A 15,368-nucleotide genomic window follows, 5' to 3' on the forward strand; every position below is an offset into this window, starting at 1 on the left:
CGGCGCGACCCTGTGGCTGGAGGGCGATGATGGTGCGCATGGGTTTGTTCATGGTCGGGATCGGGCTTGCGCTTGCATCGCCCCTGACTGCTGCTGAACCGTCGCCGTTCGAAGGCATTCCGCGGCTCAAATTCGAATATTATGATGTGGAGGGCCGGGCGCCCGCTGAAATCTACGCGTCGATGCGGGCACGTGCTCCGCGGAATGGCGGCGGGGATGGCATGGCGCGGACTGCCTGGAGCATCAAGGTTGGCTGGCGAGAATCGCGCTACGGATCGCGGTGCTCCGTTGCCGATCCGCAGACCAGTCTGTCGATCACGATATTACTGCCGAGGCTCGTGACCAAGGACGTCACAGCCCAGGGGCGCGATTTCTGGCGCCGTACCCGACATGGCCTCGAGATCCACGAAGCCGGCCATGCGCGCATCGCTTATCAACATCGCGACGACTTCAACATGGCGGCGCGCGGTGCAAGTTGTGACTCGATCAAAAGGTTGGCGGAGCGAACCCAGGCGCGCATCGCCGCGCTGCAGGAAGTCTATGATCGCGACACCCGCCACGGCATGAAGCAAATTCCCGCCGCTGCTCCCTAACGCCCGCTGTCGGCGCACGCACATGCCCGCTATCATGCCGGCATGAACAATATCCGAAACATCGTGGTCCTCACCGGCGCGGGGGTTTCCGCCGAGAGCGGATTAGGCACGTTCCGAGGGCCCGGTGGGCTGTGGGAAGGCCATCGTGTCGAGGATATCTGCACGCCCGAGGCGCTGGTGCGGAACCGTGACCTGGTGCTCGACTTCTACGATCAGCGGCGTTCGGCGCTCGGTTCGGTTGCGCCAAATCCGGCCCATCAGGCGCTGGCGCGGCTCGATCGCGAATGGCCTGGCGGTCTGCTGATCGTTACCCAGAATGTCGACGATCTGCATGAGCGGGCCGGCGCGAAGCGCCTTCTGCACATGCATGGCGAACTGATGTCCGCTCTGTGCGGAGCATGCGGGGTACGCGCGGCCTATGGCGGTGCGATGCTCGACGGCACCGAATGCGGCGCCTGTGGGGCCATCGATGCGCTACGGCCCGACATCGTCTTCTTCGGTGAGATGCCCTACGAAATGGACCTGATCGATCGCGAGCTCCGGCGTGCGGATCTGTTCGTATCGATCGGCACCTCAGGTGCGGTCTATCCTGCAGCGGGCTTCGTCCAGTCGGCGCGGCATGTCGGAGCCCACACGCTCGAGCTCAACCTCGATCCGTCGGCAGGAAGCTGTTTCTTCCATGAGAGCCGGATGGGGCCAGCGAGCTTGCTGGTGCCGCAATGGGTGGACGAGCTGCTAGGCGCCTGATTTGCCGGGCCGCTCGCGTCATTCCACCCAGTCGAGCCCGATTTCGCGATACAGACCGCGATCTTCTTCCCACTTCTCCGACACCTTGACGTGCAGGAACAGGTGGACCTTGCGATCGAGCAGCCGTTCGAGTTCGGCGCGTGAGCGTGAGCCGATTTCCTTCAGCCGGGCGCCGCGCTTGCCGAGCACGATGGCCTTCTGTGTATCGCGTGCAACCAGGATCTGCTGGTGGATGGCCACCGAGCCGTCCTTGCGTTCGTCATATTTCTCGGTCTCGACCGCCGATGCATAAGGCAGTTCGGCATGGAGCTGGTGATAGAGTTGTTCGCGGGTGACCTCGGCGGCCAGCATCCGGTCGGTCGCGTCGGAAACCTGTTCCTCGGGGAAGTGCCATGGCCCCTCGGGCATCCGCTCGGCCAGCGCCTTGCGCAGGTCCTCGACGCCGTCGCCGGTACTGGCGGAGATCATGAAGATCGCTTCAGGCGACAGCTTTTCCTGCAGCTTTGTCGCGATTTCGAGCAGCTTGCCCTTGTCGGCGATATCGACCTTGTTGAGCACCAGCAGCTTGGGTTCGCGCCGCGCCGCCAGCGTGTCGAGCAGCTCGGCGATCTTGTGGGTGATGCCGGTCTTGGCGTCGATCACCAGCGCGATCAGGTCGGCATCCTGCGCGCCGCTCCAGGCGGCCGCCACCATCGCGCGATCGAGGCGGCGGCGCGGCGCGAAGATGCCGGGGGTGTCGACCAGCAATATCTGGCTCTCGCCGGCGATGGCGACGCCGATCAGCCGGGTGCGGGTAGTCTGCGCCTTGGCGCTGACGATCGCGACCTTCTGGCCGACCAACGCATTGACGAGGGTGGACTTGCCGGCGTTAGGGGCGCCGACGACGGCGACAAAGCCGCAACGTTCGGTCATGACAGTTTCTCCAGCAAGGCTTGGGCAGCGGCGGTTTCAGCTTCCTGCTTCGACGCGCCCTCGGCGCTGGCCTCGGCTTTGCCGGGGATCGCGACGGTGACGGTGAAGCGCGGGGCATGATGCGGCCCGGTGCGCGCGCCGGTGGTGTAGACCGGCGGGCGGCAACGGTTGGCGGCGGCCCATTCCTGGAGCGCCGACTTGGGGTGCTTGGGGGCCTGGTCCTGGCTGGTCACCCGCTCGGCCCAGGCGCGGCGGACGAATATCTGCGGCGCGGCCAGGCCGCCTTCAAGGAAGAGCGCGCCAATCAGCGCCTCGACCACGTCGCCGAGCACGTTGTCGCTCTCGACTGCGCCATCGTCGCGGGCCTGCTTGCCGAGCTTGAGGTGAGTTGCGACGCCGATTTCACGGCCGATCTCGGCACAGGCCTCTCGGCTGACGATCGCGTTGAGCCGGCGCGACAGCTTGCCTTCGGGTTCGTCGGGGAACAGTGCATATAGCCAGTCGGCCGCGATCAGCCCGAGCACGCGATCACCCAGGAACTCGAGCCGCTCATAGTGCACCGGACCATGGCTGCCATGGGTCAGCGCACGCCTGAACATTGCCACGTCCCGGGGGCTGTGACCAAGGGTGGATTCGATCCAGGCGCGGAGAGCGTCGTCGTTCATCGGCGCGCTCCTAGCGGATCGAGGGGATTGCGTCACCTGCGGCGCGCGGGCAGAATCCAGCAATGGGTGATCTGGTCAATCTCAACAAGGCGCGCAAGGCGAAGGGCAAGCTCGACGCACGCGTGGCGGCGGACGCGAATCGCGTCAAATTCGGGCGGATGAAGGCCGAGAAGGACAGGGATAAAGCGGAAGCGAAAAGAGCGACCAGGCTGCTTGATGGCGCCAAGCTGGAGAGGGATTGAGTCCTACCGCGCCAGCATCATCATCGTGGCGAGCGCCGTGGCGCTGCCGCCCCACAGCAGGACGGCGACGCCGACGAAGCGGATCAGCGCGCGGCGGCGCTCCGCGGGATCGGCGATGAAGCTGTCGACGGCGCGGTCCGCCAGCATCTGCTGGAGCGCGTGGGCGGGGGAGGGGACATGTTCGGCTACGATATCGGCGCTGAACGCCACGACTCGGCCTCGCGTGCGCCGTTCCCTGAACGGAGCGCTCTCGCCTGCGGACTTGTGATTGAACAGCGCCATGATCGTCTCCTGCAACCGCATGATGCAGCCGGCAGCGTTAACAGTCCCTAAAGATCAGCCGATCTGTTCCCAGGCATCGACGATCCCGGCCAGCAGATCGCGGGCGCGCTCCACCATGGCGGCATCGTTGCCGCGTCCTCCTACCTGGATCAGCCGGCGCGCCTCGCGATAGACCCGCGCGAGGTTGAGGGCGATCTCGCCGCCATTGCGAAAGTCGAGGCTGGTTTCGAGCGCGAGGAGGATCGTCGAGCTGCGGGCCTGCTTGTCGATCATCTTGGTGCGATTGCCGGCCCGCTGCGCGGCCAGCATGATCTCGATCGCCTTCATCAGCTCCTCGAACAATATGCCGATCAGCCGGTGCGGCGACGCGCCCTCGACCTGGCTCTCGATATCGACGGCCTGGTAGCGCAGCTTCGCACCGCCCATTGCGCCATAGCCGTTGTTCGTGAACATGCCTTATTCTCTCTTCTTGGTCGGGTTCGAGATCAATTGCTGCCGTTGGTCCACAGCTTCACCTGCTGGGTGAGGTAGCTCTGGGTCGAGCTGTAGGCGAGCAGCGCCGATTGCATTCGGGTGAACTGCTTGGTCAGCTGATCGCGATAGGCGGTATCCTTGGTGGTCAGCTTCTCCTTGGAGTCGGTGATCGCCGCCTTCTCGTTCTCGAGCTTCTTCTGCGACGTGGTGAGCTGGCCGGAACTGGCGGTCATTTCGCTCTTGATCGCGTCGAGCGCGCCCTGCAGGCCCATATCGATGGTGATCTTGGCGCTGGCGACCGGGCCGAGCACGTCAAATGATAGGCCGTTCGCGCCGGACACGAAGGAGGCCGTGACGCCCGTCGGGCCGAGCGGCAGGGTATAGCCGCCATCGAGCGTTGCGGAGGCATTGGTGCTGCCATTGCCGGGCGTCGCATTGGTGACCGTGTAGATGCCGCCCTTCACCTTGCCGACCGCATTGGTGATCTTGATCAGCGCATTGTCGCTGCGCTGGCCGGGGTTGAACATTGCCTCGATCGCGCTCGGGTTCGCCGTCATCGCCGTCGACAGCTTCGCGCTGTCGAGCACCAGGCTTCCGTCGCGGCTGGTCGAGACGCCGATTTCGGCCAGGGTGGTGGGGCTGCCGTCGGTGGCGTAGGTGAGCTTTGTCGAGGTCAGCGTCCCGAGGCGCTGGACGAGTGCGCGCAGGCCGGCATCGCCGCGGAGCGATCCGGTGGTGCCGGTCATTCCGGTCAATGTCGTCTTCATCTCGTTATAGGCGGCGACGAAATCGCCGACCGCCTGCTTGATCGCATCGACAGGCTGGGTGGATCCGATCGAGATGCTGGTTCCCGGCGCGGCCGAGACCAGATCGACCTTCACCCCCTCGATCACGTCGGTGAAGCTGTTGCTGCCCTTGGTGACGGCGACCCCATCCACGGTCAGCTCGGCGTTTCCCGCCTCCTGCTGGAGTGTAAGACCGGTGATGTTGTCGGGATCATAGGTGGTCGGATCGTAGACGAAGCGGCCCAGTTCGGCGGCGTTGCCGCTCGTCATGGTCAGCGAAAAGGCATTGGCCGTTCCGGTTGTGCCTTTGACGACAAGCCGCGCACCCGACGCATCGGTGACGGTGCTGGCGGTCACGCTCAGGCCGGAATCCTTGATCGCCTTGGCCAGGCCGGCCAGCGAATTATTGGTCGCATCGATGGTGATGGTCTTGGTCTGGCTGCCGACCTTAAGGCTGAGCGTACCGAGCCCGACGGGTGTCGCAGCGCTAAGAAGCGGCGCGGCGGTCATGGTCTGCGCGGCGGCGAGCTTGCCGACCTTGATCGTCGCGGACAGCCCGTTGAGCCGAGCCCCGGCGATGGCGCTGACATTGACGATCGCACTGTTGGAGCTGGTGGGCTGGGTGAACAGCGTGCCGCCCGACACCAGGCTCGACAGCGATGACGAGAAGGAACCGATCGAATTGACCGCCGTCGCAAGGTCGGAGATCTTGCTGGTGTTCACGCTTTCGCGCGTGGTCAGCGCCTTCTGCTTGTCGGCGATCGCGGCCGTCGCGAGCTGGTCGACAAGCGAACCCGTATCGATGCTGGACGCACCCAGCGCCGTGAGAATCGAAGAGCCGACCGACGTGACCATCTGAAATACCATCCTGCTGCTGCCGATAACGGCGCACCCGAAGGCGTATTTAGCGGGACAAGTCCTTTCATTTCCCTAACGGGCACTAACCCTGTGTGTCAGCTCAAGGATCAAACAGCGGCCCGCCCATCCTCATCGAACCGGGCGCCCGTCGGCACCTCGATGTCGGGCTGGACGATCCCCTCCGCCATCGCCCGGTCGAGATTGAACACGAAGGCGAGGATCGATGCGACCGCGATGAACAGGTCGTCGCGGATCATCTGGCCCGAGCGGCTGGTATAATAGATCGCGCGCGTGAGCTGCGGATATTGCAGCAGCGGCACTTCGAGCTCGGCGGCAAGCTCGCGGATCGCTTCGGCAGTGGCGCCGCGGCCGCGCGCAAGGACGATCGGCGCCGCGTCATATCCGGGCTTATAGCGCAGGGCGACGGCAAAATGGGTTGGATTTGTGAGAACCACCGTCGCCTCGGTCACGGCCTTGCGCGCCGAGCCCTTTGCCATCTGCATCTGCTTCTGGCGGATCGCCGCCTTCAATTCTGGGGAGCCCTCGGTCTGTTTGCTCTCGTCCTTGATCTCCTGTTTGGACATGCGGAGCCTCTTGGCCCGCTGGAAGATCTGAGCCGGAACGTCGGCGCCGGCGACGATCGCGAGCGCCATGGTCATTACCAGGACGGCGAAGATGAAGGTCGATCCGAGATGATCGAGCGCGGTGCGCATATCCTGCTGCCCCATGGTCACGATCGCCGCGACCTGGTCCATCAGCAGCCAATAGCCGACCGCCCCGAGGGCGATGATCTTGAGCAGCGACTTGCCGAGCTCGATCAGCCCCTGCATGCCGAAGATGCGCTTGAGCCCGGCGCCCGGGTTGAGCTTGCCTGGATTGAAGTTGATCGCCGACCAGCGGAAGCCGAGCGAGCCGAGCATCGCAGGCGCCGCGATCGCCGCGGCCATGGTAAGCCCGAACAACAGGACGATCGGCATGGCGACGGTAGTCACGGTGGACAACACCGCGCCGAGCGGATCGAAATTCTGGATGGCACTGCTGTCGAACGAGAGCGCGTTCGACAGCATCTGCTTGAGCGCCGCGATCAGCCAGGGGCCCGCCATCGCGACCCATGCGGCGCCGACAATCATCACCAGCGCGGTGCCAAGCTCCTTGGATTGAAGGACATCGCCCTTGTCGGATGCATCCTGCCGGCGCTTCGCGGTTGGCGCTTCGGTCTTTTCGTCGTCCTCGGGACCGTCGGCCACGGGCTATTTCCCCGCTGCCAACAGGCGAGCCTCGGCCAGGCCTCGCTGGATCGCGGCGGTGATGCCGTCGGCCATGACCGGTGCGGCGATCGCCATCAGCACCAGTCCGGCCATGAGCGTGGCCGGCAGACCGACCGAGAAGATATTCATTTGCGGCGCCGATCGCGCCAGCATGGCCATCACCAGCTGGACGAGAATGATCGCGAAACCCACCGGCAGGGCGATAGCGAGCCCGGCGGCGAACAGGTCGCCCCCGAACAGCACCAGTCCCTGTATGCTTTTCGCGCCGAGCCACGCCTCGCCCGGCGGCAGCGCGCGATAGCTTTCGACGATGATCGCGGCGAGTTGGAGATGGCCGCCGGTCGATAGGAACAGGAAGACTGCCATAAGCGACAGGAACTGGCTCACCGCAGGGGTGGGGGCTCCGCTCGCGGGATCGACCATCGCAGCAAAGCCCAAGCCCATGGCGTTGCTGACCACTTCGCCCGCGACCAGCGCGGCGGAAAAGCCGATCTGGACCGCGAAACCCAGCGCCAGCCCGGCCAGCACCTCGCCGGCGACAAGCACGAAGCCGGCGACGGAGACGACCCCGCCCAGGGGCAGCACAAACGGCGTGTTGGCCAGCGCCGGCACGCCGATCGCCAGTGCTACGACGGCGCGAAGCTGCAGCGGAACCTGCGGTGCGCCGAACACCGGGGCGGCGACGAAAGCGGCGCCAGGCCGGATCATCGCGATCATCCAGAGCCAGAGCTGGGTCTCCAGCCCCGCCAGGCCCTGCGGTATCATCTGAGCATGTCCGGAATCCGCGCGAACATCTCGCGGGTGAAATCGGCGAGCAGCATCATGATCGCGCCACCGAACAGGGCGAGTGCGATGCCGACGATTATCAGCTTGGGCACGAAGCTCAGCGTCTGCTCGTTGATCGAGGTAGCCGCCTGGATCATGCCCAGGATGATGCCGGCGACGAGCGCGGGTATCAGGATCGGCGCCGAAGCCAGCGCGAGGATCCACATCGCCTGCTGAGCGATGCCGATGAAATAGTCGGGCGAGCCGGCGCTATCCATTGGCCGCTCCAACCCCACACGTCATTTCGGCGGAGGCCGGAATCTCATGAGGCGAGGGCGCGCGTGATTCTCCCGAGACCCCGGCCTTCGCCGGGGTGACGAGTAGAGATTGGGCGCCGCTCACGTCGCGAAACTCCCTGCCAGGGAGCCCATCGTCAGTGCCCACCCGTCGACAAGAACGAACAGTAATAGTTTGAATGGCATGGAAATTATCGACGGAGATAGCATCATCATACCGAGCGACATCAAGGTCGACGCGACCACCAGATCGATCACCAGGAATGGCAGAAATATCAGGAAACCGATCTGGAACGCCGTCTTGAGTTCGCTCGTCACATAAGCCGGCAGCAGGATCGAAAACGGAATGTCCGCGGCCCGGGCGAAGCGCGGCGCCTTGGCGAGGTCGGCGAACAGCTTCAGGTCCGTCTGGCGGGTCTGGAGGACCATGAAGCGGTGGAGCACGGTGCCGCTGCGGGTGATCGCCTCCTCCATCGTGATCTGCCCGGCGCCATAGGGCTTGAAGGCGTTGGCGTTGATCTGGTCGATCGAGGGCCGCATCACGAACAGCGACAGGAAGAGGGCGAGGCCGACCAGGACCTGGTTCGGGGGGGTCTGCTGCAGCCCGAGCGCCTGGCGCAGCAGCGACAGCACGATGATGATCCGAGTGAAGCTGGTCATCATCAGCACCAGCGACGGCAGCACCGTCAGCAGGCTCATCAGCACGAGGATCTGCAGCGACAGCGACAGCGGTTTGCCGTCGCCCGAAATCGTCGTCATCGCCCGGTCGAGCGCGCCGGTCTGAGCAGGCCCGGCGTTGGAGGCGAAGGCGGGATCGGCGATCAGGAGAGCGGTGAACAGCAGTGCTGCGATGGCCAGAATCGATCGGATGGTGATACGGCGCGCCCCTGTCATCCTGCGGTTTCAGCACTTGGACAGGTTAACTTCAAGCGCTTCGTCCTCTTCCCTTCGTCATTCCCGCGAAAGCTGGAATCTCAGTTCCCTTGTGCGGACGAGAAAGGCAGCGAGATCCCAGCTTCCGCTGGGATGACGATGAAAAATCAAAGGAAGCTGTATGGATCGACATCAACCGCCACACGTACCCCACGCGGCCATTCCAGCGGGCCGAGCCAGTCCCGTATGACCTGCTGAACATCGAGCGATCGCCGCGCGTGGACCAGCAGCCTGTGCCGATGCCGTCCGCGTAGCATCGCCAACGGCGCGGGGGCGGGGCCATAGACGTGCATGCCCTCGACCGCGGGCGAGGTGCGGCCGATCAGACGCGCGGTGACGGCGGCTTCGTCGAGCTTTTCCGAAGAGACGATGATCGCGGCATAGCGGCCGAACGGTGGCGCCTCCGCCATCTTCCGCGCCTCGGTTTCGGCGGCATAGAAGCTATGTGCGTCGCCGGACAACAGCGCCTGGATCACCGGCGCCTTGGGGGCATGCGTCTGGATATAGACATGGCCGGGCTTCGCACCTCGCCCCGCGCGACCCGCCACCTGGGCGATCTGCTGGAAGCTGCGCTCGGCGGCGCGAAGGTCTCCACCGGAAAGGCCGAGGTCGGCGTCGATCACCCCGACCAGCGTCAGCTCCGGGAAGTGATAGCCCTTGGTGACGAGCTGGGTGCCGACGACCACGTCGATATCGCCCGCCTCCATTCGCTCGACGAACTCGGCGGCGCGCACCGGCGTCGACAAGGTATCCGACGTAGCGATGGCGATGCGCGCGTCGGGGAACAGCGCCGTCACCTCATCGGCGATGCGCTCGACGCCGGGGCCGCACGCCACGAGGCTGTCCTCGTCCTTGCATTCGGGGCAATGCGCGGGCGGCGGCATATTGTGTCCGCAATGATGGCATTGCAGCCGGCTGAGCAGGCGATGCTCGACCATCCAGGCGGTGCAGTTCGGACATTGGAAACGATGTCCGCAGGTTCGGCACAGCGTCAGCGGCGCGTAGCCGCGGCGGTTGAGGAAGAGCAGGCTCTGCTCGCGCTTGTCGAGCCGGTCCTGCAGCGCGCGCACGAGCGAGGGCGCCAGCCAGCGGCCGCGGGGCGGCGGCTCGGCGAGCAGATCGATTGCCTCTATCTGAGGCATCTCGGCGCTGCCGTGGCGTGAGGTCAGTTTGAGTTCGGTGTAGCGCCCGATCGCCGCCTGTTGCCGGGTCTCGATGGCTGGAGTGGCCGAGGCGAGAACGATCGGGATGGTTTCCAGCTTGGCGCGCATCACCGCAACGTCGCGGGCATGATAGAGGACGCCATCCTCCTGCTTGAAGCTCGTTTCATGCGCCTCGTCGACGACGATCAGGCCGAGATTGCGGTAGGGCAGGAACAGCGCCGAGCGCGCGCCGACCACCACGCGCGCCTCGCCATTCGCGATGCCGCGCCACGCGCGCCGCCGCTGCGACTGGCGGAGCTCGCTGTGCCAGGCGATCGGCAAGTGGCCGAAGCGTGCCTCGAACCGCTTCAGAAAGGGCTCGGTCAGCGCAATTTCGGGGAGCAGGATCAGCGTTTGACGCCCCAGACGAAGCGCCTCCGCGATTGCCTCGAAATAGACTTCCGTCTTGCCGGATCCGGTCACCCCGTCGAGCAGGAACGGATGAAAATCGGCTGCTCGTACCGCATCGGCAAGCAGGCCGGCGGCAAGCTGCTGTTCGTCGGACAATATGGGCACGTCATGATCGGGATCCGGCGACGGCCAGGGCGTGTCGATCGATACCGTCACCGCTTCGATCGCCCCCGATTTGACGAGCCCGCGGATCACCGCTTCGGAGACATCGGCGATAGTGGTCAGTTCGCGGATCAGCCCTTGGCGCTGGCCGATCCGGTCGAGCGCCTGTTCACGCTGCGGAGTCATCCTGCCGGGCCGCTCGCCGGTCGCCCGATATTCGGTGATCGTGTGCGCGCCGTCGAGTGCGCTGGACGAGGGCAGGGCCATCCGCAGCACCGCCGCGGGCGGCGCCAGATAATAGTCGGCGGTCCATTCGATCAGCCGGCGCAGCGGCGCTGCGATCGGCGGCACGTCATAAACGCCGAGCAGCGGCCGCAGCCGATTGTCGCCGACCTGATCGGCCGACGGCAACGTCTCCTCTTCCCAGACGACGCCGACCATCTGGCGCGGCCCCAGCGGCGCAAGGACGATGCTGCCGGGCGCAACTACATGCTCCCGATCGACACGATAATCGAGCGGGCCAAGGGCAGGATTGAGGAGAAGCACATGGGCACGAGCCATGCGGCCGTGCTTAGGGGGAGGGGCTCAGGGCTGCAACTCTTCCCCCCGCCGGCCGCCGAAGCGGGAACGGTTTCGACGAGGATTCGGCTATCGCTTCGGCCACTATGTGCGCGGCGCGCTCGCAGGCGCCCTCGATCTCGCCAAACGCTCGCCGCACCGCTTCTCGCTGGCGCTCGACCACTTCGTGATGTTCGGCGATCGCGCTGTCGATCGCCTGCATCAGATCTTGCGGCGACTCGGCGACCTTGCCCAGATGCCATCCGGCATAGCGAGGATCGTCTTTCCAATCGACGCCATGCGCGTTGACGAACGCCGCGGGCCTCGGTTCCGCCAGAAACTCATAGAGCTGGCTCGACATGTCGCCCAGATAGATGTCCGCCATGCGGACATAGCTCATGTCGATCAGCCGATCCGATTCGAGGTCGACGATGACATGACCTGACTCGGCCAACGCGTACCAGCCGGCGCGATCGTCTGTGCTCATATCCTCCGCGAGGCGAATGTGCGGTGCGAAGACCAGATTGTAGCGGCCATCCTTCCGGATCGTCTCTACCACCATTCTGGCAACGTCGATCGATGATATGGAGCGATCGAAGTGGGGATTATAAACGATCGTCCGCCGGTCATTGTCGAACAGGCGAGCACCGAAATGAGCATGGTGGCGCAGATAATCGAGCTTCACATATCCACCTACCCTCACGCGCGACGGATCGACATGGCGCCGCTTTATCGCGCGTTCGACATCCTTCTCGCCCGGGACGACGATCAGGTCGAACGCCTTCAGCCTCCGCTCCGACGACGGCGCGCGGTCACCGGCACCATGGCGGAAGTGGATCATGCTGGCGCGCGTCATGTGCAGGATACGCAGCCAGGCAGAGGTCCGCTCCGGCGTTACGATGGCGGCTGCCGACGAGAGCCGGCGCGCAAGGGCGAAGAGCAGCGCGAGCTTCTTGATGCTATGGCGCCTGAACAGTGCGGCGAGGCGACGGCCCCACCGGGGAGGTTCGACCACCTCAATGGCCATGTCGGGGGAATTCAACCGCCTGCGGACTTCCCCCAGCAGTTGCGCGATATGGGGGTCGGCCGCGATGCAGGTAATGGGCGTGCCGGGGAGGATCCGGCTGAGCATGGCGGCGACGGGCGCGAGATGAAACAGCTGATGCGCGCCACCGAGGAACAACATCACCACATCATGCTCGGCTGCAAGCGACGCTTGTGGGTGCTGAGATTCCATTGTCAGGCCATCGGCTAACTTGGGTGAACCCGGGTTTGAGTTTCAATAGAACCGGGCGCAACACTCGTGCGGCCGCTTTTGTTCCGTGCTTACGGGACAGTCCCTAGGCGGATGCGCCAGCCGCCGTTATAGGCGGGCGCAAACATCGATATAGCCAAGGGGCGTCCCATGAAATTCTTCGTCGATACCGCCGACACTGCCGAAATCGCCGATATGGCCGCGACCGGTCTGGTCGACGGCGTCACAACCAATCCTTCATTGATCGCGAAATCGGGTCGCAAATTCGTGGAGGTGATCGCCGAGATCTGCGGTCTCGTAGAGGGTCCGGTGTCAGCCGAGGTCGTCGCGCTCGACCACGCCACGATGATGCGCGAAGCCGAGTTGCTGCGGAAGATCGCGGACAATGTCTGCATCAAGGTGCCGTTGACGATAGACGGCCTCAAGACCTGCAAGGCGCTGTCCGACGACGGCACGATGGTGAACGTCACCCTGTGCTTCTCGGCGAACCAGGCGCTGCTCGCCGGCAAGGCCGGCGCTTCGTTCATCTCGCCGTTCGTCGGCCGGCACGACGATATCGGCTTCGACGGCATGGGCCTGATCGCCGACATCCGCCAGATCTACGACAATTACGATTTCGGTACCGAGATCCTGGTCGCGAGCGTGCGCCATCCGGTTCACGTCCTCGAATCGGCAAAGATCGGCGCTGACGTGATGACCGCCCCGCCGGCCGTGATCCGCTCGCTGTTCAATCATCCGCTGACGGAGAAAGGCATCGCCGGCTTCATGGCCGACTGGGCGAAGACCGGGCAAAGCATCCTGTGAGGGCGAACAAACGAATTGTGCGTTAACCATTGGACGCTAAACTGCCGTCCATGGGAAGCGTGATCGATTTCGAAGGCGGTGCGATGGCCTCGCTGAGGCGGCGCATGGCCGAAGTCGAGGAGGCCAATCAGGACCTGATCGCTTTTGCACGCGGCCATTCCGGCGCTGTCTCCTCGATCCATTCCGCAGTGCTCGCCGCGACCGAGGCCGACGGCCTCGACCATCTGATCCATATCGTCACCCAATTGTGGCCCGATCTGCTCGGGCTGGATGCGGTTTCGGTCGCCCTGTTCGTCGGGGACAAGGGCCTGCGGGCGGATGCGTCGGGCATGCAGTTCGTCGAGCGGCGGATCATCGAGCGGTCGATCGCCGACATCCAGGGCGTGGTGATGCGCGGCGTGGAGCGCGGCCATCCGCTGTTCGGACCGGCTTCAGAGCTCATTCGCGCTGAGGCTCTGGTGCGCCTTCCCTCCGAGCCGCCCTTGCCGGGCGGCGTGGTCGCGCTGGGGCAGCGTCGCCCGCAGGGTTTCGACACCCGCGCGGGTTCCGAACTGCTGGGCTTCCTAGGCGCGATGCTTTCGCGCATGATAGGGCGGTGGTTGCTGCCCTGACATTGGATGATCATCCCGCCCGCACGCTGGCCGTGGACTGGGCGGATCATCTGCGTCGCGACCGGCGGCGCTCCGAACATACCATAAGAGCTTATCTCGCCACCGCGCATCGGCTGATCGCCTTCATCGGCCGCCACCGCGGCGCGCCGGTCGATGGCAGGCTGTTGGCGCATCTCGAGCGTGGCGACATCCGCGGCTATCTCGCGGAACGGCGTGCGGAAGGGCTGGCCAATGTCTCTGCAGCGAGAGAATTGTCGGCAGTCCGTACCTTCCTCGACTATGTCGCCGATCGCGAAGGTGCGGCCAAACCGGTCAAGGTGAAGGGCCCGCGCATCAAACGGGGCGTGCCGCGGCCGATCTCACCCGACGATGTCAGCGCAATCGCTGAGGATGCTGCGGACTCCGCGACCGAACCCTGGATAGCCGCGCGTGACGAGGCGGTGCTGCTGCTGCTGTATGGAGCGGGCCTGCGGATCGGCGAGGCGATGGCCCTGACCGGAGACATATTGCCGCTGGGCGACACGCTGATGGTCACGGGCAAGCGGGCCAAGACTCGGGTCGTGCCGATGCTCGAACCGGTCCGGCTCGCGATCGAGCGCTATGTGGCTCTGTCGCCCTATGGCGCAGCGCGTGGCGAGATATTGTTTCGTGGCGCACGCGGTGGGCCGCTGGCGCCCGAGCTTATCCGCCGCGCGGTACAGGCGGCTCGGGTGCGGCTAGGCCTCGGCGAGCGAACGACCCCCCACGCACTGCGGCACAGTTTCGCGACCCATTTGCTGGGGCGGGGTGCCGACCTGCGATCGCTGCAGGAACTGCTTGGCCATGCCAGCCTGTCGTCCACTCAGGTCTATACGGGTGTCGATGCCGCCCATCTGATGGACGTCTATCGCAATGCGCATCCGAGGGCCTGAAGCAATGGAGCGGACCTTGACGATAAGGCGAGCCAGTCACGCGGACCTGGCAGACCTCCATGCGCTGATCGAGCGCGCCTATCGCGGCAAGGAGGCGAAGGCTGGGTGGACGCATGAAGCCGACATTATCCGCGAAGGGCAGCGCACCAGCCACGATATCCTCGCCGCCAGTATCGATGACGACAATGAGCGGCTGCTGATTGCGGTCGATGGTGATCGCATCATCGGCAGCGTCCAGATCAGCGACCGGGAATATGGCACTGCCTATCTTGGGCTACTGACGGTCGATCCGCAGCTGCAGGCCGGAGGGCTTGGCAGGAGGCTGATCGAAGCGGCGGAAGCCGTCGCCGTCGCAGCGTTCGAGGCGCATCTGATGGAATTGACCGTCATCTCCCAACGCTCCGAGCTGATCGCCTATTATGAGCGGCGCGGATACGGGCTCACCGGCGAGCGGCGACCCTTCCCGATCGAGATGGATCCGCCGCTCGAGATGGTGGTGCTGGAGAAGGCGCTCGACGTCTAGATGGGGATGACGTCGATTTGACCCACACTCTCGACCCGTTCGTGTGAGCCCTTCGACTGCCTGCAAGGCAGGCGCTCAGGATGAACTTCATCCAATGGATGAAGTCGAGACATCGCCCGTACCGCGTGCGGACGTCCCTGGACTTCGCTCGGGACGAACGGATCAAGGTAA

18 protein-coding genes are annotated in these 15,368 nt (G+C 64.8%); 7 read left to right on the forward strand and 11 right to left on the reverse strand.

Translation table 11 applies throughout. The features are described from left to right. Window positions 1–38 precede the first annotated feature (38 nt). Window positions 39–593, forward strand: coding sequence for a DUF922 domain-containing protein (locus tag AAC645_RS01140; RefSeq protein ID WP_340313207.1), 555 nt, complete (start codon window positions 39–41; stop codon window positions 591–593). A gap of 42 nt (window positions 594–635) precedes the next feature. Further along, window positions 636–1,340 (forward strand): NAD-dependent deacylase, encoded by a 705-nt coding sequence (locus AAC645_RS01145; protein WP_340313209.1) that lies wholly within the window; start codon window positions 636–638, stop codon window positions 1,338–1,340. Between the two features lie 18 nt (window positions 1,341–1,358). Here the strand turns inward: AAC645_RS01145 and era are convergent, their stop codons facing one another. After that, window positions 1,359–2,252 carry a GTPase Era gene (era, locus tag AAC645_RS01150; protein WP_340313211.1) on the reverse strand — a complete coding sequence of 298 codons (894 nt, stop codon included), beginning with the start codon at window positions 2,250–2,252 and terminating at the stop codon, window positions 1,359–1,361. After that, window positions 2,249–2,917, reverse strand: coding sequence for a ribonuclease III (gene rnc / locus AAC645_RS01155; RefSeq protein ID WP_340313212.1), 669 nt, complete (start codon window positions 2,915–2,917; stop codon window positions 2,249–2,251). The genes era and rnc overlap by 4 nt, the downstream gene beginning before the upstream one ends. A gap of 62 nt (window positions 2,918–2,979) precedes the next feature. Between rnc and AAC645_RS01160 the strand changes: the two genes are divergently transcribed. Continuing rightward, on the forward strand, window positions 2,980–3,159 hold the full coding sequence (locus AAC645_RS01160) for a DUF4169 family protein (protein WP_340313213.1): 180 nt from the start codon (window positions 2,980–2,982) through the stop codon (window positions 3,157–3,159). Window positions 3,160–3,162: 3 nt separating this feature from the next. Here the strand turns inward: AAC645_RS01160 and AAC645_RS01165 are convergent, their stop codons facing one another. The 9 genes from AAC645_RS01165 to AAC645_RS01205 form a co-directional block, all read right to left on the reverse strand. After that, window positions 3,163–3,441, reverse strand: a complete 279-nt coding sequence (locus tag AAC645_RS01165; RefSeq protein ID WP_340313215.1) for a hypothetical protein — start codon at window positions 3,439–3,441, stop codon at window positions 3,163–3,165. Between the two features lie 54 nt (window positions 3,442–3,495). Next, window positions 3,496–3,894, reverse strand: coding sequence for a flagellar export chaperone FliS (locus AAC645_RS01170; protein WP_340313216.1), 399 nt, complete (start codon window positions 3,892–3,894; stop codon window positions 3,496–3,498). Window positions 3,895–3,926: 32 nt separating this feature from the next. Continuing rightward, on the reverse strand, window positions 3,927–5,555 hold the full coding sequence (gene fliD / locus AAC645_RS01175) for a flagellar filament capping protein FliD (RefSeq protein WP_340313218.1): 1,629 nt from the start codon (window positions 5,553–5,555) through the stop codon (window positions 3,927–3,929). Between the two features lie 110 nt (window positions 5,556–5,665). Beyond that, entirely contained in the window at window positions 5,666–6,805 is a 1,140-nt protein-coding gene (gene flhB / locus AAC645_RS01180; protein WP_340313220.1) for a flagellar type III secretion system protein FlhB, read from the reverse strand. Window positions 6,806–6,808: 3 nt separating this feature from the next. Continuing rightward, window positions 6,809–7,591: a flagellar biosynthetic protein FliR gene (gene fliR / locus AAC645_RS01185; RefSeq protein WP_340313222.1), complete on the reverse strand. Its 783-nt coding sequence runs from the start codon at window positions 7,589–7,591 to the stop codon at window positions 6,809–6,811. Then, the gene (fliQ, locus tag AAC645_RS01190; protein ID WP_340313223.1) at window positions 7,588–7,869 is read right to left on the reverse strand and encodes a flagellar biosynthesis protein FliQ; all 282 of its coding nucleotides are present in this window, start codon (window positions 7,867–7,869) and stop codon (window positions 7,588–7,590) included. Before fliQ ends, fliR begins: the two co-directional genes overlap by 4 nt. A 120-nt stretch (window positions 7,870–7,989) precedes the next feature. Then, window positions 7,990–8,781: a flagellar type III secretion system pore protein FliP gene (gene fliP / locus AAC645_RS01195; protein ID WP_340313224.1), complete on the reverse strand. Its 792-nt coding sequence runs from the start codon at window positions 8,779–8,781 to the stop codon at window positions 7,990–7,992. Between the two features lie 146 nt (window positions 8,782–8,927). Then, window positions 8,928–11,096, reverse strand: coding sequence for a primosomal protein N' (locus AAC645_RS01200; protein ID WP_340313225.1), 2,169 nt, complete (start codon window positions 11,094–11,096; stop codon window positions 8,928–8,930). Window positions 11,097–11,106: 10 nt separating this feature from the next. Then, complete coding sequence (locus tag AAC645_RS01205; protein WP_340313226.1) at window positions 11,107–12,330, reverse strand: hypothetical protein; 1,224 nt, start codon at window positions 12,328–12,330, stop codon at window positions 11,107–11,109. 168 nt (window positions 12,331–12,498) lie between these two features. Between AAC645_RS01205 and fsa the strand changes: the two genes are divergently transcribed. The 4 genes from fsa to AAC645_RS01225 are packed head-to-tail and all read left to right on the forward strand — an operon-like array spanning window position 12,499 to window position 15,197. Further along, complete coding sequence (gene fsa / locus AAC645_RS01210) at window positions 12,499–13,152, forward strand: fructose-6-phosphate aldolase (protein ID WP_340313227.1); 654 nt, start codon at window positions 12,499–12,501, stop codon at window positions 13,150–13,152. A 50-nt stretch (window positions 13,153–13,202) separates the two neighbouring features. Continuing rightward, window positions 13,203–13,763 (forward strand): DUF484 family protein, encoded by a 561-nt coding sequence (locus AAC645_RS01215; protein ID WP_340313229.1) that lies wholly within the window; start codon window positions 13,203–13,205, stop codon window positions 13,761–13,763. Next, on the forward strand, window positions 13,748–14,674 hold the full coding sequence (locus AAC645_RS01220; protein ID WP_340313230.1) for a tyrosine recombinase XerC: 927 nt from the start codon (window positions 13,748–13,750) through the stop codon (window positions 14,672–14,674). The genes AAC645_RS01215 and AAC645_RS01220 overlap by 16 nt, the downstream gene beginning before the upstream one ends. A gap of 16 nt (window positions 14,675–14,690) precedes the next feature. Further along, window positions 14,691–15,197: a GNAT family N-acetyltransferase gene (locus AAC645_RS01225; protein WP_340313231.1), complete on the forward strand. Its 507-nt coding sequence runs from the start codon at window positions 14,691–14,693 to the stop codon at window positions 15,195–15,197. Window positions 15,198–15,368 lie beyond the last annotated feature (171 nt).

It is taken from the genome of Rhizorhabdus argentea (assembly GCF_037861105.1).
Taxonomy (GTDB): Bacteria; Pseudomonadota; Alphaproteobacteria; order Sphingomonadales; family Sphingomonadaceae; genus Rhizorhabdus; species Rhizorhabdus argentea.

Coding starts and splice junctions, on each gene's coding strand:
- AAC645_RS01160 (WP_340313213.1), top strand. CDS start 2,980: ATGGGTGATCTGGTCAATCTCAACAAGGCGCGCAAGGCGAAGGGCAAG.
- AAC645_RS01200 (WP_340313225.1), bottom strand. CDS start 11,096: ATGGCTCGTGCCCATGTGCTTCTCCTCAATCCTGCCCTTGGCCCGCTC.
- fliD (WP_340313218.1), bottom strand. CDS start 5,555: ATGGTCACGTCGGTCGGCTCTTCGATTCTCACGGCGCTGGGTGCGTCC.
- rnc (WP_340313212.1), bottom strand. CDS start 2,917: ATGAACGACGACGCTCTCCGCGCCTGGATCGAATCCACCCTTGGTCAC.
- era (WP_340313211.1), bottom strand. CDS start 2,252: ATGACCGAACGTTGCGGCTTTGTCGCCGTCGTCGGCGCCCCTAACGCC.
- fliP (WP_340313224.1), bottom strand. CDS start 8,781: ATGACAGGGGCGCGCCGTATCACCATCCGATCGATTCTGGCCATCGCA.
- AAC645_RS01205 (WP_340313226.1), bottom strand. CDS start 12,330: ATGGAATCTCAGCACCCACAAGCGTCGCTTGCAGCCGAGCATGATGTG.
- AAC645_RS01165 (WP_340313215.1), bottom strand. CDS start 3,441: ATGGCGCTGTTCAATCACAAGTCCGCAGGCGAGAGCGCTCCGTTCAGG.
- fliR (WP_340313222.1), bottom strand. CDS start 7,591: ATGATACCGCAGGGCCTGGCGGGGCTGGAGACCCAGCTCTGGCTCTGG.
- AAC645_RS01145 (WP_340313209.1), top strand. CDS start 636: ATGAACAATATCCGAAACATCGTGGTCCTCACCGGCGCGGGGGTTTCC.
- fliQ (WP_340313223.1), bottom strand. CDS start 7,869: ATGGATAGCGCCGGCTCGCCCGACTATTTCATCGGCATCGCTCAGCAG.
- fsa (WP_340313227.1), top strand. CDS start 12,499: ATGAAATTCTTCGTCGATACCGCCGACACTGCCGAAATCGCCGATATG.
- AAC645_RS01215 (WP_340313229.1), top strand. CDS start 13,203: ATGGGAAGCGTGATCGATTTCGAAGGCGGTGCGATGGCCTCGCTGAGG.
- AAC645_RS01140 (WP_340313207.1), top strand. CDS start 39: ATGGGTTTGTTCATGGTCGGGATCGGGCTTGCGCTTGCATCGCCCCTG.
- AAC645_RS01170 (WP_340313216.1), bottom strand. CDS start 3,894: ATGTTCACGAACAACGGCTATGGCGCAATGGGCGGTGCGAAGCTGCGC.